Source organism: Selenomonas sp. FC4001 (assembly GCF_000701565.1).
Taxonomy (GTDB): domain Bacteria; phylum Bacillota; class Negativicutes; order Selenomonadales; family Selenomonadaceae; genus Selenomonas_A; species Selenomonas_A ruminantium_B.
This window is the reverse complement of sequence record NZ_JNJF01000004.1, coordinates 91,507-112,073: the sequence shown is the minus strand read 5'-3', so window position 1 is coordinate 112,073 and position 20,567 is coordinate 91,507. Positions and strand designations below refer to the sequence as shown.

Sequence of the window (20,567 nt, the reverse complement as noted above, 5' to 3'; positions counted from 1 at the left end):
TTATCATAGAAGACCTTTTGATTCGATAGGATATCAAATTACAGAGACTTTTTTATACGCAATTTTTTATGGCTGCAACGGCCCATAGTAATAAGAAGCTGTTGCCCCTCCATCTACCAAAAATGTTGAACCCGTGATAAACTGCGCCCCTTCTTATGCCAGATTTTTCTTTGCCCAGACAGCCACTTTTGCTTCAGAGCCTGCGGCGGCTCCTCCCTGTATAGCCAGCCCTTCACCGACCACGGCTCCCTGACAATACTTTTTTAATGCCGCAGGAGCCCCGGCAATGCCGCTGCCCTCATGCGTCATCACAGGGAACACCTTTTTACCGCTGAAATCCAGTGCTTCCAGCTGAGTGAATACTGCCACAGGATAAGTTCCCCACCAGCACGGGCCGGCCACAACAATATTGTCGTATTCTGCCACCGAGTCCAGCATTTTCACCAATTCCGGGCGGTCATTGTTGCGCAATTCTTCTTTGGCCTCAATCGTACATTGCGTATAGTCAATCGCATAGGGCTTTTTCGTTTCGACTTCGAACAAATCCGCCCCTACTGCCTTTTGGATAAATTCTGCCACAATCTCCGTATTGCCCTTAGGCAAATCCACAATACTGCCGTTTAGATAATTCTGCCCCTTGCGGGAATAATAGATTACCAATGTCTTGGCCATGTTCTCTACTCCTCTCGAAAACTTAGTCTAAATTCTTTATAAATCCTGTTTCTTCGTAATGACAAAATGCTGCTCACGCTCTTTAATGAGCCACTTGCCGTCCTGTTTTACGAGCTTATCCGTATAGCGGATGTAGTTGTCCGACACCACATCATGGCCGTTTTCCTCCATCACGAGGGCCGCCCGGCAGTAATGCACGTCCACAGCCGTATCGCCGTCCACGGTAATGACCTGCTGGCCATTTTGATGGTGCGACGCCTTGATGCCGCCGGTAAAGGCGCTGAACTGTTTTTCCAACGTGTCCCGTCCATGAATATTCATCGTGAGCTTATCGCCCATATAGACCATGACATGAACATCTTCGGTAAAATAAACCATCTGCGCCGGCACATTGCACTCCAGATTGGCAAAACCATCAATAACCTCGCGAATCGCTTCTTTTGCTTCTAAAATCTCCAGTGACATTTGACATTCCCCTTTCCACGTATCTGCATTTCCTTTTGTTGATTTCATTATAGCGATGTTATATCAGAATATCCAATTGTAAGTTTAGATTATCGATTTAATTTTTTTATTAAACCATTGCATTTTCGAAGGCAGGCCGCTATACTGCAAATAGAATAAAGGAGGCCTCACCGATGAACACCAAGCAGATGGAATATATCCTGGAACTGGCGCAGGTGCTGAATTTCAACCGCGCAGCCGAAAATCTCTTTATTTCGCAGCCCACACTGACCTATCAGATAAAGGCTGTGGAAAACGAGATTGGTTTTGCCCTCTTTGAACGCTCTGGTAAAGGGGCTATGCTCACACCGGCAGGCGCACAATTTGTCGGCACCTTGCGCACACTTTACGGACAACTAAAGGAGGCCATTGAGCAAGGGCAGAATTTCAGCGCCAAATACGCCGAAAGCATCCGCATAACGCTGCCGATTCGTTCCGCCATCTACTTTCTGCCGCAAGTCATTGCGCAATTCAACCGCAGTTTTCCTACGGTCAATGTCATTCCCAGTTTTGACTGGCAGCACGGACAGGAATCCTTCCTGCAAGGCGAACAGGACGTGACCTTTGCCATGGAATACACGATGAAGCGCGTACCAGATGTGACCTGTCACCATCTGTTTGACAGTCACATCTACCTGATTACCGAGAAAAATGACGCCCTGACAAAAAAGCCGCTGGTTACGCCCAGCGACTTAAAAGGTCGTACACTTATGGTAGGCAGCGGCTCCCCGCCCATGCTGCGTGCCCTGCAGCAACGCATAATCAGCGAAATTCATGTGGATTATTTCAACAGTCCCGACCATGACAATACCCTGACCAACGTGGCTGCCCACAAAGGCGTATGTCTGGCACCGGGGTTCTTAAATGACCATAACGGCGAATTTGCCTGGCTCGACTTTGACAGCAATGTCGTCATTCCCTGCGGCGTTTATACGCATAAAAACGACAAGCGCCAATCCCTGCACGCCTTTATTGAGCTTTTACAGCACTTCTACCGTGACCAGCCGGATTTCAAAGTCTGATAGCTTCTATACGCTTCGCCCTTACGCCAATTACACGAATCTGCACACATGGTCAACCGCGATATCCGAAAAACCATAAGCTTCCGCTTTGGTGAGCTTGCCATTTGCAATCTCGTGAAGCTTTTCCAGCAGCATACCGCCGCTTTCCTCAATGGTCTGCTCGCCTCGGATAATGCCCGATAAATCCACGTCCATATTATCTTCCATCCAACTATACGTATGCTCATTGGCGGTCACTTTCAGCACCGGCACAATGGCATTGCCCGTAGGCGTTCCCCTGCCCGTGGTGAAGATAATGACCTGACAGCCGGCAGCCGCCATGGATGTTACAGACGAAATATCGTATCCTGCCGTATCCATGACAATAGCTCCACGCTTTGTAGGTGGCTGCGCCTGTTCCAGCACTTCCACAATGGGACGGGTGCCGCCTTTGCGGATACAGCCGAGGCTCTTTTCGTCAATCGTGGACAAGCCGCCCGCTTTATTGCCCGGTGTCGGCTGCCCCGCCCGGCAATCCTGCCCTGCAGCCAGCAAATGCTTTTCATAATCCTCGCACACCCGGATAATCTGGTCATGGATTTCCGGCGTGGCGCCCCGGCGGGCCAGCACATGTTCGCCGCCAATCCACTCAATGGACTCACTCATCATGGCGGACGCACCCAAGTCCACCAACCTGTCGCTAAGATTGCCCACCGCTGGATTGGAGGCAATCCCGGAGGTAGCATCGCTGCCGCCACATTCTATCCCCAACAGCAGCTCGCTGATGGGGAATTTTTCTTTTTGCTGCAACCCGGCTTCAGCCGCCATTTCCCGGGCAGCCCGCACAGCTTTTTCAATGGTCTTTAAGGTGCCGCCTTCCTCCTGTATGCCAAAAGAAACTACCGGCTTGGAACATTTTGCCTGTATCTTCTCCCGCAACTTGGCATGGGGTACAGTTTCACAGCCCAGACCGATGATGACTACGCCGTACACGTTAGGATTCAGGGCAAAGCCTGTGAGCACCTTCTGACTCATTTCCGTATTGGCCGCCACATCACTGCAGCCGGTGTTAAAGACGATATTCACCGCGCCCCGCACCTGACTTGCCACAATTCGGCAGGATTCACTGCCGCAGGCACAAGCGGGCAGAATCAAAATATGATTGCGGATGCCAGGGCGGCCTTCTTTGCGTCTGTAACCGTAAAATTCCATGTTATTTCCCCTCCTTGCCCATTACATACTCACTGGCGTAATCCCGGGGAATGCTGCGGATATTCTCATGCGATACCCAGCCGCCCTGCGGAATATCCTGCAAGGTTTCCCCGATGATTTCCCCGTACTTATAGACCATCTCGCCCTTGGCGATAGGTTTTAAGGCAATCTTGTGCCAAATGGGAATCGTTTCGACAGCTTTAACCTGGGCACTGCCGCCGCCATGACAGATAACCATGTCCTCAGGTTGTGCCTCGCTGGTGCAGGTAGCCACATTGTCCTTCTCGTCCAGCAGAATCGCTTTCTTTTCCATAACGCTCTCCTTTCGTCAAATAGCCTCATCCATATCTAGCAGATATTTCCCATAGAGCATATTCCACCGCGCCGGAGTCATGTCCTGCTTTTTTTGCAATTCCAACTGATAAATTTTTACTGCCTTATGCGTTCTTGCCATCATCTTTTCCGCCAGAATTTTCATTGCCTTTTTCATCGTCATTACCTCCCGCTTCACACTGTTTTTTTCTGTCTTCATCATAGCCTATTCCGCCCCAAATAAAAAACACTTATAATCGATTTATCTATTGAAAAAATCGATTGATTTCACTATGATGGAACTATCAGAAAGGAAGGTACTGCCATGAATATCCAACAAATGCAATACTTCGCCGAGGTTTGCCGTCACGAAAATGTTACTAAAGCGGCCGCCAGCCTGCATATGTCCCAATCCACCCTGAGCCTGTCCATGAAGAACCTCGAAACGGAAACCGGCCTGAATCTGTTCCGTCATGTAGGGCGCAATATTCAGCTTACCGCTGACGGGCAGGCCTTGTTTCAGGAAGTGGAAAAGATGCTAAAACAGGTTAAACGCTTTGAAGCCAGCGTCAAAGAAATTGCCAAACGACATAACCGCCTGCAGCTGGCCGTGCCTTCGCAAATTGCTACCATTATCCTGCCGCTGCTTTTGGGCGAATTTTTCCAGCAGCACCCGGAAATCCAGCTGGAAATCACAGAACCTGCCGGCGGTGCAGCGCTAGATATGGTAGAGCGGGAAGAAGTTGACCTGGCCTTTGTCCACGATGCCGAAGGACGGCCCAATCTCACCTTGCGCAAATTATCGTCCTGGCCCATCTGCCTCTGTGTCCCACGCAGCCATCCGCTGGCCGATAAGCCCAGCGTCACTTTGGCCGAAGCAGCAGCTTATCCCCTGGTACTGCTCAGTCGTAAATTTATCCTGACCAAACGCGTGCTGGCTGAATTTGACCGGCAAAAGCTCCAGCCACAGATTCTCCATTATTCCCCCAACCTTTCGAGCATCTGGAACATCGTCCAACAAGGCATCGCCCTGTCGATTCTGACGGGCAATGGCATTTTGCAGGATAGTAATCTTATCGCCATCCCCATTGAAGGACTGGCTCAAAAAGGCTTTATCGTCACCAAAAAAGGCCGGCAAATTTACGCGGACGAACGCTGTCTTATCGACTTCGTCCGGCGTAAATTTGCCGACGCTCCTGAACATATGAACCGTACACCTTAATTTATCGCATAATATTATAGTGGCCAGACAACTTTATCCTTCCCATTTTGGGGCAACCAGTCGAGCAGAAAGGCACGAAATTTTTGGCTTGCCTTGGTTAGGACTGTTGTTTTGTCCCAGACAAGATATACATTCTGCCCCAGGTCATCGCCCGTACCTAATGGTTTTACCACGATATCCGGATGTGGATTCAGCACGGCAGCGTAGTCATAGCCTAAGTTTATCGCCTGATGCCGGAGAATCAGGTCAGTGATAATCATTTCATCGGCAGTTTCAGCTAGCAGTTCTACATGTAGTCCCGGCAACAGAATATACTTATCGATATTATGCCGAAAACATTGATAACCCCGCCCCTTGCTGACGATGCGCGCACCTTCCAAATCTGCATAGGCAATGTGTTCTTTACCGGCCAGCGGATGTTGGCGATGGAGCCGCGCGCAGTACCGGGAAAAGAACAGGGATTCCGCTGCAAAACGATTTTGGTCAGCTTCTCCTGTGACGATGGCAAAGTTGCATTGCTTTTCCAAAACGCCCTTCAAGGCTGCATCATCTGTCGTATCCACGGTGCTGAGAATAATATCCGGGCATGCCTGGTGAAAATCCCAAAGAAATTCTGCCCCCAAGTAAGCCATAATATGGTCCAGTGCGTAAATCGTCACCACGCTTTTGGATTGGGAGGCCAATGTGCTCATGCTTGCAATGCTCCGGTATTCTGCCAGCAACCGCTGCACATGCGGTAAAAGTGCATTGGCATAGTCAGTTGGAACAAGACCATGCGGATTGCGGATAAAGAGCAGTTGCCCCAGTTCCTCCTCCAAAGACTTGAGCATCTTGCTGACGCCCTGCCGCGACACATAGAGCTTATCGGCGGCACTTTGTATATTGCCCTGCCGATATACTTCGAGAAAATATTCCATTTGCTTCTGATTCATCCAATCCCCCCTCCTCTTTATTTTATAGCAACCTTTTAGTTGCGTCAAAAGAGAATCTCTTTGCTTGTTGTACTTCGGTATGGGCATTATACTAGAAGCATAACCTAGCTAACGCAATTTAGAAGCTACAAAAAGGAGACATGACCATGAAACTGACGCAAATCCGCAATGCCACCAACCGCCTTGAATATGCCGGCAAAACGTTCCTGATTGACCCGTGGCTGATGCCCAAGCATCAGTTTTCCTTCATCGATGTTCCCGGCAGACCTTATCATGTGCCGGATGAAATGAAGGAGCATTTGCCCATGCCCTTCTATGACCTGCCCATGCCGATGGAAGAAATCCTCGCTGGCGTCGATTATTATCTGGTAACGCATATCCATCCCGACCACATCGATATGTCCATGGATGGTACTGTGGGCGCACCTTTGGACAAGAATGTGCCAGTAATCTGCCAAAATGAAGCAGATGCCGCCCTCTTCCAAAAATCCGGCTTTCACGATGTGACCGTACTGTCCGAAACCGGCATGTTGTTTGGCCCGGCAAAGCTGACCAAGGTACCGGCCCTCCATGGCACGGTAAATCCCTGTGGTGATGCCATGGGTGTGATGTTTGAAAGCGCCGCTGAAAAAATCTTTTATTTGGCTGGGGATACGGTCTGGTATCCTGCCGTAGCCGACACGTTGAACCGCTGGCAGCCGGAAATCGTGGCACTCAACTGCTGTGCCGCCGAGACAGTTGAAAATGGACGACTGATTATGGATGCTGAAGACATCCACTGCGTTGCCAAAACTGCGCCTAATGCCAAACTGTATCTGACACATCTGGACAATGTAGCCCATGCCGCACTTACCCGCCATACACTAAAGGGCAAACTTGCTGAACGTAATGTAAACAATTATGATATGCCAAAGGACGGACAATCTGTAATGTATTGATGCCTATGCTTCCAACCAGCAATCCCCCATCCTGCACGATTTCATGCGGAATGGGGGATTTTCATTTCACCTATGATTCATTGACCAATTTTCCGGCCATATGCTCCGGCATCAACGCCAGACATTGCACGCGGGGCAGGGCGTGTTTCAATTCCTGTTCCAAGTACGCTTCGTCATCAGTAAATTTGCGCACCAGCGAGCTACAGATTTGGCGAATTTTTTCCTCATCCGTCACCAGCTGCATCCGGCCAAAGACAACTACACTACGGATATTTAGCGCCCATTCACCGGGCTTTTGCCAGCCTTCATCATGCGCACAATAGCTCACCTTGTCATAAGCCCGTATGGCATCCATCCGGTGTCCTTCCTTGGCACTATGAAAATAAAGGATACCGTCCTCCTCGCAGTACCAATGATTCATGGGGATACCATAGGGATAGCCGTCATCCCCCAGCATGGACAGCACGCCCCGTTTCGCATCTCTCAGTACTTCTTTGCATTCTACCTCTGTCAGCTGCTGCTTGAATCTTCGCATCTTCCGAAACATAATTAACCTCCTACAAAAACAGCGTCATTTTCTTATCTGCCAAGACCTAACGATAAGAAAATGACGCTTCTCCCATTACCCGGTGGCAACAGGTGTCAACTTATATTCTGCTATCTAGCATAGAGCAAAAAAACAGCTTTGTCAATCTTAGTTGCCTGTTTTCAGGCACAATGACTTTCTTCAGTAACGACAATACGGCCCTTAGCTGCCGAATCATCCATAATGATTTCCGTAACCCCTGCTACCTTAATTGTGCCGGATTTCGGATTCTTGATGCTATCCACCACGGTTGTAACTTCTGCTTCGACCTCGGATTTTTCAAAGGCCAAATCCGTATCCACCATGCGGCAGTTCTTAAGTTTCAGCCCCTTGCAGTAGCAGAAGGGCTGTGTGCCAATGATGGTGCAATTCTCCAACGTCAGATTTTCCGAATACCAGGCCAGATATTCCCCACGAATCACGCTGTTACGGACCGTCACATTTTTGGCATGCCAAAACGCATCTTTGGTATTCAGCTCACAGTCGGTAAATTCTGCGTCCTCAATATACTGGAACGAATACTTTCCCTGCAACGTGACATGGTCAAAATGCAGCTGTTCACTGCGCAGCATAAAATATTCGCTTTGCACGTTGGTATTTTGCATGCGGATATTTTTGACCGACCAGCCAAATTCCGGCGAAATCACATCCGAGTTTTCTATGGTCACATCACCGCATTCCCGCAGGGCCTTGATGCCATGCAGCTTCGTATCGGCAATATGAATATCCGTTGAATACCATAAAGCCGCACGGCAAAGCTCCGTAAGTTCGGATTTTTTTATCTGCACAGACTCATCATGCCAGAAGGGATAGCGCAGATTGAAAAAACAATCCTGCACCTCAATATCGCGGCTTTCTTTCAGCGCACTTTCCCCGTCTGCGGGGCCATCAAAGCGGCAATTAAGGAGTTTCACCCCGTTCTTGCCATACAGTGCCCGTTCTTCATCAAATGCTTGTTCTCTATATTCTTCCATTTTCCGTACCTTTCTGCTAAAAATCCTATTCTTTTTCACTGGGCCACGAGCTGCACCGTTACGCCATCACGGTTTAATAAAGCAGTCAATTCCTGTTTTGACATGTCAATATGCCCCAGCCGCGTATAAGCCCAGGAATTGGAACCATAAAAGATAACTAGCTTATTCCCCGCATAGAGGACAATATCACCGTATTGGGTAGTTATCTGCTTATCCGCGCTGGTAATATTTTGACCGATATCCCCCACCTGCTCAAAACCGCCGTAAGGTGACATTTTTATAGTCAACGGCAAAAGCTTCTGCAACGCCGCCGTGGAAGCATTCTGTTCCCAAGTAACGGGAACAACTGTGTTATCAATGATGAGTTTCATCGCCTGCTCCTTCTTTGGTTCTGCCACAGATTTATTTTCCTGTTGGACAGCCTCCTGCACCTTACTGCCAGTATCCGCAGCAGTCTCCTGCGCACCTGTACAGCCGGATAGCAGTAGCAGCATCGACAACATAACTACACTTATGATTTTCCGATTTGGCATTGCCCTCTCTCCTTATGCAAATACAGCTGCAAGGCATTATTTTGCAGACTTCAAATATTCTTGCCAGCCTGTCGGGCTTTTTCCAGTGCGGCATTGCCGGCAATATCGCCTGTGTCCGTCACACCGCCACAGAAAAGCGTCTCTTTTAGTTCTGCCTTGTCAAAGCAGTCTACCCAGCCCTGCACGCCGACGCGGGTTCCGGCTACGGTATCTGCTTCATCCTCTGCCGCCGTAGCCAGCAGATAAACTTCACGGAAACGATAATCCGAGGGGAACAGCGGATTTGCCCGGTCCAGCAAGGTCTTTAACTGGCCGCACATACCATAATAATAGACCGGCGTTGCCAGAACGACCACATCCGCCTGACCGATTTTAGCCGTGATTGCATTGGCATCGTCGTTTATCACACACTGCATGGTCTTTTGGCAGGCCAGACAGCCTTTGCAGAAATTTATAGTCTTATCCCGCAGGGTAATCTGCTCCACCACATGTCCGGCCTCCCTGGCCCCTGCGGCAAAAGCCGTGGCCAAAGCCTCGGAATTGCTGTTTTTTCTAAGACTTGTGGATATGATTATTACGTTTTTGCTCATCATTCTCTCCTCCATACACATGTTCCTCCTTTACTCTAACACTTGAAGTGTACTCCAAGTCAAGTACTAAGATGCAGCCCTGCAAAGGTCTTACCATTCGCAGGGCTGCATCTTAGTATTACTTCAGATTTTTATCAAAGAAGGCAAACAGTTTATCAAAGGGAATCTTGTCCATCTGGTCATAGAGGTCTACATGGGTAGCACCAGGAACGACGATTTCTTCTTTCGCGCCTTTGATGGCGGCATAGACATTATCGGAGAAATACTTAGAATGTGCCTTGTCACCGGTAATCAGCATGACCGGGGTATTGCCCAGTTCATCAAGATTGCTCATGAGTTTGAAATCGAAGAAGCCGTATGGCGTCACCGAATCCCAGGCTAGCTTATTGGAGTTGATGGCCCGCGGATGGAATGCACGGCCTACATAGTAGCCAAAGAAATCCTGTATAACGGGATTAGCATCGGCAGGCAGTTTATCCGGGAACATGGTATCAAAAGTTTCCACATTGCCCTTGGCATCTACGCCCAATTCATGTGCACCACGGATGGCCTTGCCCGTTCTGGCCTCTTCATTACGCATCTTAGCCAGATGCTGTTTCACGATCTCCCGCTGTTCCGGCGTGTAGTAAGCACCATTATAATGGTCGCTGATACTTTCACTCATATCATACATAGCCGAGGTTGCCACGGCCTTGATACGGCTGTCACTGCCGGCAGCCGTGATGGCCATGCCAGACAGACCGCAGATGCCCATAGCCCCTACCTGATTCGGGTTCACGAATTTCAGATTGGAAACGAAATCCACGGCGGCATGATAGTCTTCCGTAAAGATTTCCGGCGAGCCCATATTGCGGCGGCTGCCACTGCTCTCACCGGTGGTGGAGGGATCAAAGGCTACGGCCACATAACCATGCTTAGCAAACTCCTGCGCATACAGGCCGGAGGACTGCTCCTTCACCGCACCAAAAGGCCCGGTAATCACTACGGCCTTGTACTGCTTGCTGACATCAAAATTCTTCGGCAGATACAGATGACCAGCCACTTCAAAACCAAAGCGGTTTTCAAATTTCACATTCTTGGCTTCAATTGACTTGTCAATCTTGAATACACGGGTGTCATTGTCCAGCTCGCTGATGGATGAACGCTGCATCTGCGAAGCTGTTGCTAAAGTTTTAGCCGGCGTTGCTGCTAGCGTCACATCACTTCCCATAATGCCAAAGGACATCACGCCTGCCACCAGAGCAGCCAAAATCATCTTCTTGTTTTTGCCAATTTTCTTCAACATTTCTATTCTCCTTTACTTCACTTACATCTCTATGTCATGTTATCGTGACTTTACCTTATCACTTGAAGCAGACTCCAACTCAAGCAGTTTATTTTAAGTTCTGCTGAAAGAATGCCTCAATTCTCGCAAAAGGAATCTTGGCTTTGTTGTCGTAAAGGTCAACATGAGACGCACCGGGAACAATCACCAGTTCCTTGTTATCGCCCTTGAGCTTTTTGAAGGCATCTTCGCCAAAGTAACGGGAATGGGCTTTCTCACCATGCAAAACCATAACGGCATTCTTGATTTCATCGGCATAGGACAGAATCGGCATATTCATAAATGAAAGAACCGAAGTCTGATTCCAGCCGCCGTTAGAATTCAGTGAACGGGAATGATAGCCGCGCTCCGTCTTATAGTAAGCATAATAATCCTTCACGAACTGCGGCGCATCAGCCGGCAGCGGGTCAACCACACCGCCGGAGTTCTTGTAATAACCGGCTTTATAGTCCACCGTGCGCTGAGCATTTATGGCTTCGCGGTTGGCATAGCGCTCTTTTTTCAATGTTTCCTTGTCTTTTTCGTAATCAAAATAGCCGTTGGCCATAACTCTGGTCATATCGTACATCGTGGAAGCCACCGTGGCTTTGATACGCGTATCGCTGGCCGCTGCATTGAGTGCCATACCGCCCCAACCGCAAATGCCAATAATGCCAATCCGATTCGCGTCTACATTATCCTGCGTGGACAAGAAATCCACAGCTGCAGAAAAATCTTCCGTATTGATATCCGGTGAGGCGACATAACGAGGCTGACCGCCGCTTTCCCCAGTAAATGACGGGTCAAAGGCAATGGTCAAAAAGCCACGCTCCGCCATTTCCTGCGCATAGAGACCCGAAGACTGCTCCTTTACGGCACCAAACGGGCCGCTTAACGCAATGGCGGGGAGTTTTCCCTGAGCATTTTTCGGCACATACATATCGGCTGCCAAGGTGATGCCATAACGGTTGACAAAGGTTACCTTGCGATGGTCTACCTTATCGCTCTTGGGGAACACCTTGTCCCATTCCTGCGTCAGCTGCAATTTTTCAGCCTTAATCATTCTGTCGCTTTTAACTTCTGCAGACTTCATCCCTGCCACTCCTTTATCTGCTGCCTGTACACCATTTCCCATAAGACCAAAAGACATCACGCCTGCCACCAGAGCGGCCAAAACCATCTTTTTGTTTTTGATTATTTTCTTCAACATTTCTATTCTCCTCACTTCACTTACACCGTTTATCCTCTTGCTTGATTTCATTATAGCGATTCTGTTTTGTAATTACCAATACTTATAAAAAATATATTTTTATGCTTACTAAGCATAAAAATCAACATCTTCAATGTTCAGATTGAATCATCAAGGGCGTATGCACCTGCATGCGATAACATTGTACCCAAAACATCAGCGCCGCCAACAGACAGAACAACAGACCACCCAGCACGACATATTGCGTGCCCCAAACATCAATAAAATGACCGCTGACCGTAGTTCCGAGCACACAGCCCATATTGGCCGCCGTCAGGAACAGGCCATTGGCAAAGTCCGGTGCTTCCGGAGCGGCACTTGCCATCCAGTACTGATTGATATTGGCATTGATACCGCCCAAGATGCCCCAAATGACCACAATAAGCCCCATCAACGGCCAAACGCTGCCGCCGCCCAACAGGGCAATATAGATTACGGCGACCGCCAGCGGAAAGATTTTGACCACAGTCAATGGACGCACGGTCAGCAGATTTCCCGCCAGCATACTGCCCAAAATATTACAAAGACCATACACAAACAGCAAGATACTGACTAAGGCTGGTGCTACACCGGAAACAACACCCAGATACTCTGCCAAATAATTAAATACGCCGAAAATCGAACCATTGAGGAAAATCACCGCCACGATAGATGCCCAGACCATCGGCTTTTTGAGTACAGCGAGCTGACTACCGTAGCTCAGTCGTGCCTTTACCGGCATTGAGGGAATAAACCATAATGTCGCCAACATAACCAGCAAAGTAGCTAAGGCAAAGAACGCCATAGATGCAGAAAGGCTGAACTGCTCGGCCAAAAAGTTGCTGATGGGCACGCCTGCAACCATACCGGCGGCCACGCCCATATTGATTTTCGCTACCATCTTCGGTTCCTCGCCTGTCCGCGCTAATCCTGCCGCCACGGTAAAGGCCATCGCGCAATAGACCGGATGGAAAAACGCCGGCAGCACCCGCACCGCCAAAAGCACATAGAAATTTTCGGCAAAGACGGCAATCGTGCTGCAAACGGTAAACAGCCCCAAAATAAAGACCATCACCCACTTGCGATTAAATCGGGACATAAAGAGCGGCATGGTCGGCCCTGCCACCGCTACCCCCAAGGCAAACAAGCTGATAAGCCAGCCGGCCTGCACCACACTGACCTGATAGTATTCCGCGATATAGGACAAAATCCCGATAAAGCCCATTTCGGTATTGAGAATACCAAACACCCCCATGGCCAGGATAAGCAGCATTACGCATTTATTTCCATTCTGTTCCATTTCCACACCTTCCTTTTCTTCCATTATAGATTTATCTTCATGTAAATACCAATACTTATAGAAAATGCTTATCTATGCTTTACAGTAATAGATTTGCAATCTATAATAAAAGAAAAACAAGGAGCTGATTGCGATGGAATTGCGTGTTCTCAACTACTTTCTGACCGTTGCCCGTGAGGAAAGTTTTTCACGGGCAGCAGAAAAACTGCACCTCTCCCAGCCGACGCTTTCCCGTCAGTTAAAGGATTTGGAAGAAGAATTCGGCAAGCAGCTGCTGATTCGTGAACCGCGCCGCATTCTCCTGACCGATGACGGGGCGCTTTTACGCCGCCGCGCCGAAGAAATCCTGTCATTGGTGGAAAAGACCGAGGGCGAACTATTGAGCAGCAACGAAGATATCAGCGGCGATATCCGCATTGGCGCAGGGGAATCTGTGCACTTTGGCCTGATTATGGAGGCCGCCCGCCAACTGCAAAAGCAGCATCCCCGCATCCGCTTTCATATTGTAACCGGTGATGGGCGAACCACTATGACGCGCCTGGACCGGGGCCTTATTGACTTTGCTTTTGTCTATGGCCGGCTCGACCCGGCAAAATATCAGGAACTGCCCCTGCCAGTCCGTGACCAATGGGTGTTGTTCCTGCGCAAAGATGATGAACTAGCAAAACAGGATACCATCAAAGCTAGTGACCTCTGGCACCGCCCCCTGCTCTTTTCGCGGCAGGCACTCTCCCTCAGCACGCATGGCGATGAACTGCTCAACTGGTTGCAAAAACCATTGGAAGAACTCCATATCGCCGGCTCCTACACCCTGCTCTATAATGCTACCCTGATGGTCAAAGAAGGCATGGGCTATGCCATCTCCTTTGACCAACTCATCAACACCACCGGCACCAGTCTCTGCACCCGCCCTCTGGAGCCGGCCATTTTCACCGAACCATCTGTCGTCTGGAAGAAAAATCAGGTATTTTCCAAGGCATCCCAAGCATTCCTTGCCGCACTGCAAGAAAAATTTAACGCCTAACACCAAAAATTCCCTTGACTGTCCTAAGACATTGCAAGGGAATTTTTTATAAGAGATTTTATTGCATGCAGATTTATTGACGATGAGTACTGGCTTTACGAAGCAACACTCTTGCGCACCGTCACACGGTCAATCTCCTGTCCGTCCGGCAGGAAACATTTGACTGTTATCTCTTTATTCGTCACCTGCATGGTGAGATAATTGTCTGTTTCCGGCTGGGGAGCCACGACCTCATCGAGCTTATGGTCAATCCATAAACCGGGATAGCGGACATTGCCGGCCACGCCTGTCAGGATATAGAGAGGCCCTTGACTGTCCCGCTTAAAGTTTTTAATGTGTCCCCGATTGCGGTATGTATGCAGATGTGCAGAAAAGACAATATCAATGCCCAGTTCATCAAACAAGGGCATAAAGTTCTTACCTACTTCAGAAATTCCTTCCTGCCGTTCCGGGCGTTTATGGATACGGTATTGCAAGACATCCTTATGCACCAGCACGATTTTCCACTTTTTGTGGCTTCTGCTGGCATCTTCCCGCAGCCAGTTCAGCTGTTCTGCCATCAGTCCCGGCTTGAAGTCCTCCGTTTCATCCCACTGACTGTTAAGCACCATGAAATGTACATCACCATAGTCAAAGGAATAATAGTAACGTGAAAAATCCCGGCTGTTATTTTCCGGCACTACAAAGTAATGGAGATAGGCCTCTGGCAGCCGCACCTTCCATTTCTGGTCATAAGTTTCATGATTGCCCATCATAGGTACAAAGGGAATGCGGTCAATTATGCCATTTACGCCATGGAACCAGGCCTGCCATTGAGTATGGTCTTCGCCATTGTCCACAATATCTCCCATATTGATAAAAAATGCTGCCTGCGGATTGCGCTCAGCGGCATTTTGCGCTACGGCCTTCCAATCGCTGTAATCGCTGGACTGGGAATCGGGGAATATCAAACACTCAAAATCCCCCTGCCCTGCGGTATGCAACGTATGCCAATCGCTGGCAGCCGCATCCGTCACCACACGATACTCATAATCCGTATCGGCCTGAAGTTCCTGTAGTTTCGCCAGGTACTGATTGTTCTTCACTCCATCATCGGTAAAAAAATCCTCCTGAGCAGCAACCATCTGCGCTTCGGTCTGTCCCTTAACGCGGTATTCGATGGCCGGCTTGGTCAAAACATCCTCCGCCTGCCACATAATCGTCCGGCTGTGGGCAGCATCTGCTGTAATCAACTGCCGCAAAAATTGGGCATCCAAATCTCCGGTCAAGTTGCGCACACTGTTGACCGTCTGACGGTACCAGGAGCCTTTGGTAAAATATATGCCGCCAGCCAGCAGTGCCAGTCCCCCTAAGCCGCCTGCAATAAAAGTTCTTCTATTCATACCAACATCCTTTCTGATAAAGTATCTTTGCTTTCACGCAATATTGCTATCGAAATTACTCGCTATTTGCTAATTTCCTTTTTTACTGTAACACTTGAAGTTTACTCAAAGTCAAGAACGATTTATAAAAAATTGTCCAACAATAGTGATTGGTGCAGTTCATACTAGAAATCCATGTAAAATTAAATATATATCTATTATTATCAAGCTGAATTTTCTAAAGAGCTGATAGAGCTTATTATTTCCAGAATAAAGTTTCATTTAGCTAATCGTCAATGACAAAAGGGAGGTATTGCCTCCCTTTTGTCATTGATGATTAGCTAACGCAAAGGAAACATTATTTACCCTCCTAACTAAACATTTTTTATCATATTCGACCTATACTAATGTATTCCCTTCCCATATTTAAATTTCACTAAAATTCCCCTCATAACTTTATGCGCCTGACCTTATTCTCCTTGTAGCTGTATAGATGATAGAAAATATGGGGTTGACTTTGAGCCCACTCCAAGTGCTAAACTTATAATAGAATGTAAAGTTATGACAACGAGGTGATTTTATGACCATCAAAGAAGTCAGCGAAAAATACGATTTGTCTGCTGATACCATCCGCTACTACGAGCGCATCGGCCTTATCCCCCATGTGCCCCGCAAGGAAAATGGCATCCGCGATTTTGACGAAACCGCCTGCGGCTGGGTGGAGTTTTCCAAATGTATGCGCAGTGCCGGCGTGCAGGTGGAAGCTCTGATTGAATACGTTGACCTGTTCTTCAAGGAAGGTACCGAAGAAGCCCGCAAGGATATCCTTGTAGAACAGCGCACCCGTCTTCAGGAACAGTATGAACAGCTAAAAGCCACCATGGAACGTCTGGATTACAAAATTGCCCATTACGAAGAACTCATGGTAAAGAAATGCCCCCATCGGGAGGCATGATTTCCCACGAAAGAAACGTCCATTTCTCATCTGTCAGCATGACGATAAGAAATGGACGTTTTATCATACATTCACCGCAATCGGAAAATTTTTATCAGCAACGCTCCTAATATCAAGTACATTCCCCATATGGCCAGCAACAAGCCGACATATACGATAGCTGGTTCACCCGTGGCCGGTGTAGCAAAGATGTGTTTCATCAGCAGGCGGTCCCCCACGCGGTCAAGAAAGGAACCATAAATCCCGCCCGCGGTCACGAGGAGCGCTAATACTGCTTTGACTCGTTTAGAAGCAGGCCAGGGTAGATGCCATCTTTCCCGCCAGCCCTTGAAGTGCAAACCCCAATGCAAGCCCATCAGGATAAGCAAAGCATACGGCAGGGACACATGCAGCTGATGAATCAAAATGCTGCGCTGAATGTCCAGCGGCATGATATCCTTGAACAGATGATTGGAAATGCCTGAGCCTGCGCCCACCATTACCAACAGCACGACCAGCAGCAACAAATCAACCACTGTACCGATAATGCGAAGCATCGTCCAGCGCCCACATTTTAGTGAAGCAAACCATTGCCGATTCTGGCCGATATGTATCAGCACCAGCAGCAGCCACAAAATGCCCAGCACCTCGTGCAGTACCTTGGGCACATAATGAAAGCACATAATGGGCAAAAACAGCAACGGCAAAAGTGCCGTCACTGTCATGCGAAAATTTATCTTGAACCTATTCATAAGCCCAGACCATTAAACCAGCTTTTGATATCTTCGGCTTTGGCCTGCGGAGAGAACAGCTTGCCTGCCTTCCATTCCGCCTTGCCCTTGGTCAGCTTCTGCAGATAGTCGGCGCTAGTGCCGATATCACTGCCACCAGATGTGCAGATGGCCGTCAGCTTCTTGCCCGTGAAATCATAGCTTTCCACAAAGGTATCCATAATGCGCGGTGCCTGTCCCCACCAGATGGGATAAGCCAGTACGATAGTATCGTAGTTTGCAATCGGTGCATTCTTATCCGCAAGTTTTGGGCGGGCGCTGTCGTTCTTCTGCTCTACCGTAGCGCGAGTGCTTTCGTCATTATAGTTCAAGTCCTCTTTGCTATAAGGAACTTCCGGACGAATTTCGTAGAGGTCCGCATTCAGCGCCTTCGCCGTATTCTCTGCAAGCGTACGGGTATTGCCCGTGGCCGAGAAATACGCCACGAGAATCTTACCTTTGGCCGCAGGTGCCTTGCTGTCTGCCTGTGCAGTGGTCTGCACCGATGCCGGAGCCGCCTTTTCTGCCGTCTTGCCTGACTCTGTGCCACAGCCCACCAGGCCTAAAATCATCAACACGCCCAAGCAGGCAATCCATATTTTTCGCATAATGTTATCCCCTTTCATCACCAATTTCAACGGTTATCATTCTAGCACTTGTAGCAAACTCCAAGTCAAGTATATTCTCTTATAAATTGACGCCTATTTTATACGCCCTCTCGGCAAAGGACGACTTTTCCACTAGACTGCGGGCGCCGCAGCCTGTCGCCCAAACCTGCCCTACATCCTGCCATTCCATGTAACGCACCAAGGTTTCATAATGATTGGCCAGTGCTTCCATCGTCCAATCGGCACTGTTATAGGCCGTAGCCATCATAATGGATTTCTTGCCATGCAGTTTCCCTGTACGGGAATAGAAGCGGTCTACAATTATCTTTAACTGGGCCGACATGCCAAAGTAGTATAGCGGTGTAGTAAGCACGATAAGGTCAGCCGCCAGCATCTTGGGTATCAGCGTATTTTCGATGGCATCCTTGAACACGCAGGGGCCATCCATACCGCATTTGTCGCACCCCTGACAAGGATGCGTTTCTTCATGCGCCGCGTCAAAGGTAAATACTTCGTGCCCGGCGCTTTTCGCCCCTTCCGTAAACCGGTCTGCCAGATAAATTGAGGTGGACTCATTTTGCGGATGAGGGCTGCTGGTAATCACCACAATCTTCATGTTCTTTCCTCCCGAAACACTTCCCGGTACTAATTGGATAGACAGCATTTGCAAAGCATAATCCCCATCTACATAAGCATAACCCAAGCCAAAGGACAGCTGTATCGGAAACGAACCAGCTGTCCTTTGGCTATAAAATATTTACTTCATATATTCTTCCATGACCAAGCCTGCACCGCTGATTTTTTTCGCTGTCTCCTGGCCAACATAGCGGAAATGCCAAGGCTCATAACTGTATCCTGTGAGGTTTTCTTTCCCCTGCGGATAACGCAGGATGAAACCATATTCCGCCAGCAATGGATGTATCTGCGCAAAAATTTCCTTCTGCGCTATCATTTCGTCGTTATCATCAATAATCTTTCCATCCACGACCAGACAGATATCGACAGCCAGCCCCGTGTGATGTTCGGAATACCCCGGAACCGCTACATACTTCTTCACATAATCTGCCCCATACTTTTGGGTAAATTCGGCCACGATTTCCTTTTGGCGGGCAACACTTCGATAGACCGAATCCAGTTCAATCTGAATTCCCTTTTGCTTTAGTGCTGTGCGCAGCTGCTCGAAATGCTGATAGGTTTCCGGCTCAATCTGGAACTCTTTGCCAAACGAATTCTTTACCGTTATCAACGGCAGTTTTGCCTCATAATCATCCGGCAGCTTATGCGTTTTATTGACGAAAACCATATAATCTACCGACTTATCCTTGGTTGCAAGCTCCTTTTTCGCTGGAGACGGTGCTGCCGTGCGCTTTATTTTCTCACCATATATCGTCTTGAAATCATCCCGCATGGAGATGGTGTTCCAGCCGTTTTGCGCGGCAAGCTGCCGACATTTTTCGGCTTTATCCATATCGCCCAGTTCCCGCATCTGGTCATCACAGAGGACAAAGAAGGCGGCGCTTTTGTATTTGTTTCCGCTGATGGCATAATTTAACATACTGGCATCATCTTTTGAATTGCCAAAAGCCAGCACCGGCTGCTTGCCAATTTCTCTGGCGATGGCTGTCACCTTATTCATCTGCAAGTTCTTATTTTTGAAGCCGCCGCGCACCAAATAATCATCGTGACGATACATGTATTTTAACCCATCGGTATCCCCCTGATGGGCCGCCAAAATTTCCATATCCGTGCCAATGATGTTTCCTTCCGGAATCGCGAGAATATCCGAAACAAGCTGGCGCACGAGCTGACGTTCGGAACCAGAGACAACATACACTGCGAACTTATTGGCCTGCAAGTATTTGATGACTTCGACCATCGGCAAATAAAAGGCCTCGCCCCAGGCCATATTGCTTAAACCAGTTACGGGCTTTTTCATAAAGTTTTTCACATAAGCATCATATTCCGGTGCCGTCATGCCACTAAAGACCGAAGCAAAATGCGGGCTGCTGCTGCCCGGCTTGCTGACAGCAGACTTATCCTTGAGCCACGTCTCCAGCTGCCGCGCAAATTTCGCATCATCCAGCTTCGGTTTATAGTTCTTGTCATGAAGTGTACGGTCAACAATCAACATTTGCCCCAGATAATAGGGGGCCGTCTCACAGAGAATCGTGCCATCCATATCAAACACCGCTACGCGGTCTTTCTCCGGAATATAATTTTTACTGTTCTTATTCGTAATGTCCTTCACATAATTGGTCAAAGCTTGATAAGAAGCTGCATCCTTATTCCAATACTTAAAATTGCTCCCCATCTGGTTCACAGCAATCTGACTAATCTCTGCACGGCTCGCCGCCTCTGCCCCATAGGCAAAACTACAGCTCACCATAGCCGCCACAGCACCAATCAACAGTTTTTTCTTGAACGATTTCACCATATCACGCCTTTCTATTCGTAAAAATACCATTGATTTCATTCGCTATGATACTTGCTTTTTCCTTCAACAGATATGGAATTATTAACTGGAACCACTGGTAAAGCGAGCATAAAAGGATTATAATTTAGC

General features: G+C 48.4%; 23 protein-coding genes. 5 read left to right on the top strand and 18 right to left on the bottom strand.

All coding sequences use genetic code 11. The features are described from left to right. Nucleotides 1-153 precede the first annotated feature (153 nt). Together T320_RS00585 and T320_RS00580 are read right to left on the bottom strand one after the other, a co-directional pair. Nucleotides 154-672: a flavodoxin gene (locus T320_RS00585; protein WP_037351927.1), complete on the bottom strand. Its 519-nt coding sequence runs from the start codon at nt 670-672 to the stop codon at nt 154-156. 36 nt (nt 673-708) lie between these two features. Continuing rightward, on the bottom strand, nt 709-1,137 hold the full coding sequence (locus tag T320_RS00580; RefSeq protein ID WP_037351923.1) for a nuclear transport factor 2 family protein: 429 nt from the start codon (nt 1,135-1,137) through the stop codon (nt 709-711). A gap of 173 nt (nt 1,138-1,310) precedes the next feature. Between T320_RS00580 and T320_RS00575 the strand changes: the two genes are divergently transcribed. Then, complete coding sequence (locus T320_RS00575; RefSeq protein ID WP_037351919.1) at nt 1,311-2,198, top strand: LysR family transcriptional regulator; 888 nt, start codon at nt 1,311-1,313, stop codon at nt 2,196-2,198. Between the two features lie 30 nt (nt 2,199-2,228). Here T320_RS00575 and T320_RS00570 read toward each other — a convergent pair whose 3' ends face one another. Genes T320_RS00570 through T320_RS00560 form a run of 3 tightly spaced genes read right to left on the bottom strand, consistent with a single transcriptional unit; the run spans nt 2,229 to nt 3,924 of the window. Beyond that, nucleotides 2,229-3,389, bottom strand: a complete 1,161-nt coding sequence (locus tag T320_RS00570; RefSeq protein ID WP_037351916.1) for a UxaA family hydrolase — start codon at nt 3,387-3,389, stop codon at nt 2,229-2,231. Nucleotide 3,390: 1 nt separating this feature from the next. After that, nucleotides 3,391-3,702, bottom strand: a complete 312-nt coding sequence (locus T320_RS00565) for a UxaA family hydrolase (RefSeq protein WP_026765451.1) — start codon at nt 3,700-3,702, stop codon at nt 3,391-3,393. 15 nt (nt 3,703-3,717) lie between these two features. Beyond that, on the bottom strand, nt 3,718-3,924 hold the full coding sequence (locus T320_RS00560; RefSeq protein ID WP_037351912.1) for a hypothetical protein: 207 nt from the start codon (nt 3,922-3,924) through the stop codon (nt 3,718-3,720). A 102-nt stretch (nt 3,925-4,026) separates the two neighbouring features. Here T320_RS00560 and T320_RS00555 point away from each other — a divergent pair, with 102 nt between their 5' ends. Next, nucleotides 4,027-4,923, top strand: a complete 897-nt coding sequence (locus T320_RS00555; RefSeq protein ID WP_051608511.1) for a LysR family transcriptional regulator — start codon at nt 4,027-4,029, stop codon at nt 4,921-4,923. Nucleotides 4,924-4,937: 14 nt separating this feature from the next. Here T320_RS00555 and T320_RS00550 read toward each other — a convergent pair whose 3' ends face one another. Beyond that, nucleotides 4,938-5,855 carry a LysR family transcriptional regulator gene (locus tag T320_RS00550; RefSeq protein WP_197019336.1) on the bottom strand — a complete coding sequence of 306 codons (918 nt, stop codon included), beginning with the start codon at nt 5,853-5,855 and terminating at the stop codon, nt 4,938-4,940. Nucleotides 5,856-6,001: 146 nt separating this feature from the next. On the opposite strand from T320_RS00550, the gene T320_RS00545 reads away from it, so the two are divergent. Continuing rightward, nucleotides 6,002-6,793: an MBL fold metallo-hydrolase gene (locus T320_RS00545; RefSeq protein ID WP_037351911.1), complete on the top strand. Its 792-nt coding sequence runs from the start codon at nt 6,002-6,004 to the stop codon at nt 6,791-6,793. A 70-nt stretch (nt 6,794-6,863) separates the two neighbouring features. On the opposite strand, the gene T320_RS00540 is transcribed toward T320_RS00545, so the two are convergent. The 7 genes from T320_RS00540 to T320_RS00510 all read right to left on the bottom strand — a co-directional run bounded on the left by T320_RS00540 (nt 6,864) and on the right by T320_RS00510 (nt 13,331). Further along, entirely contained in the window at nt 6,864-7,340 is a 477-nt protein-coding gene (locus T320_RS00540; protein WP_037351909.1) for a pyridoxamine 5'-phosphate oxidase family protein, read from the bottom strand. 161 nt (nt 7,341-7,501) lie between these two features. Beyond that, nucleotides 7,502-8,353, bottom strand: a complete 852-nt coding sequence (locus T320_RS00535) for a DUF3737 family protein (RefSeq protein WP_037351907.1) — start codon at nt 8,351-8,353, stop codon at nt 7,502-7,504. 35 nt (nt 8,354-8,388) lie between these two features. After that, a complete protein-coding gene (locus T320_RS00530) occupies nt 8,389-8,886 on the bottom strand; it encodes a cyclophilin-like fold protein (RefSeq protein WP_051608510.1) in 498 nt (165 codons plus the stop codon). Nucleotides 8,887-8,936: 50 nt separating this feature from the next. After that, a complete protein-coding gene (locus tag T320_RS00525) occupies nt 8,937-9,491 on the bottom strand; it encodes a flavodoxin family protein (RefSeq protein WP_231465810.1) in 555 nt (184 codons plus the stop codon). Nucleotides 9,492-9,594: 103 nt separating this feature from the next. Further along, entirely contained in the window at nt 9,595-10,761 is a 1,167-nt protein-coding gene (locus T320_RS00520) for an alpha/beta hydrolase (protein ID WP_081824731.1), read from the bottom strand. Between the two features lie 88 nt (nt 10,762-10,849). Further along, complete coding sequence (locus T320_RS00515; protein ID WP_081824730.1) at nt 10,850-11,989, bottom strand: alpha/beta hydrolase; 1,140 nt, start codon at nt 11,987-11,989, stop codon at nt 10,850-10,852. Between the two features lie 130 nt (nt 11,990-12,119). Continuing rightward, nucleotides 12,120-13,331, bottom strand: coding sequence for an MFS transporter (locus tag T320_RS00510; RefSeq protein ID WP_156032674.1), 1,212 nt, complete (start codon nt 13,329-13,331; stop codon nt 12,120-12,122). 109 nt (nt 13,332-13,440) lie between these two features. Between T320_RS00510 and T320_RS00505 the strand changes: the two genes are divergently transcribed. Then, nucleotides 13,441-14,331, top strand: a complete 891-nt coding sequence (locus T320_RS00505) for a LysR family transcriptional regulator (protein ID WP_037351905.1) — start codon at nt 13,441-13,443, stop codon at nt 14,329-14,331. A gap of 95 nt (nt 14,332-14,426) precedes the next feature. Here T320_RS00505 and T320_RS00500 read toward each other — a convergent pair whose 3' ends face one another. Then, nucleotides 14,427-15,713 (bottom strand): purple acid phosphatase family protein, encoded by a 1,287-nt coding sequence (locus tag T320_RS00500; RefSeq protein ID WP_037351903.1) that lies wholly within the window; start codon nt 15,711-15,713, stop codon nt 14,427-14,429. Nucleotides 15,714-16,272: 559 nt separating this feature from the next. Between T320_RS00500 and T320_RS00495 the strand changes: the two genes are divergently transcribed. Further along, nucleotides 16,273-16,647, top strand: coding sequence for a MerR family transcriptional regulator (locus T320_RS00495; RefSeq protein ID WP_037351902.1), 375 nt, complete (start codon nt 16,273-16,275; stop codon nt 16,645-16,647). 71 nt (nt 16,648-16,718) lie between these two features. On the opposite strand, the gene T320_RS00490 is transcribed toward T320_RS00495, so the two are convergent. From T320_RS00490 to T320_RS13750, 4 genes are all read right to left on the bottom strand, one after another. Continuing rightward, on the bottom strand, nt 16,719-17,378 hold the full coding sequence (locus T320_RS00490; protein WP_081824729.1) for a hypothetical protein: 660 nt from the start codon (nt 17,376-17,378) through the stop codon (nt 16,719-16,721). Beyond that, the gene (locus T320_RS00485; protein WP_037351899.1) at nt 17,375-18,004 is read right to left on the bottom strand and encodes a flavodoxin; all 630 of its coding nucleotides are present in this window, start codon (nt 18,002-18,004) and stop codon (nt 17,375-17,377) included. The genes T320_RS00490 and T320_RS00485 overlap by 4 nt, the downstream gene beginning before the upstream one ends. A gap of 79 nt (nt 18,005-18,083) precedes the next feature. Next, nucleotides 18,084-18,620: a flavodoxin family protein gene (locus T320_RS00480; RefSeq protein ID WP_037351896.1), complete on the bottom strand. Its 537-nt coding sequence runs from the start codon at nt 18,618-18,620 to the stop codon at nt 18,084-18,086. Nucleotides 18,621-18,761: 141 nt separating this feature from the next. After that, nucleotides 18,762-20,438, bottom strand: coding sequence for a D-alanyl-D-alanine carboxypeptidase family protein (locus T320_RS13750; RefSeq protein WP_051608509.1), 1,677 nt, complete (start codon nt 20,436-20,438; stop codon nt 18,762-18,764). Between the last annotated feature and the right edge of the window lie 129 nt (nt 20,439-20,567).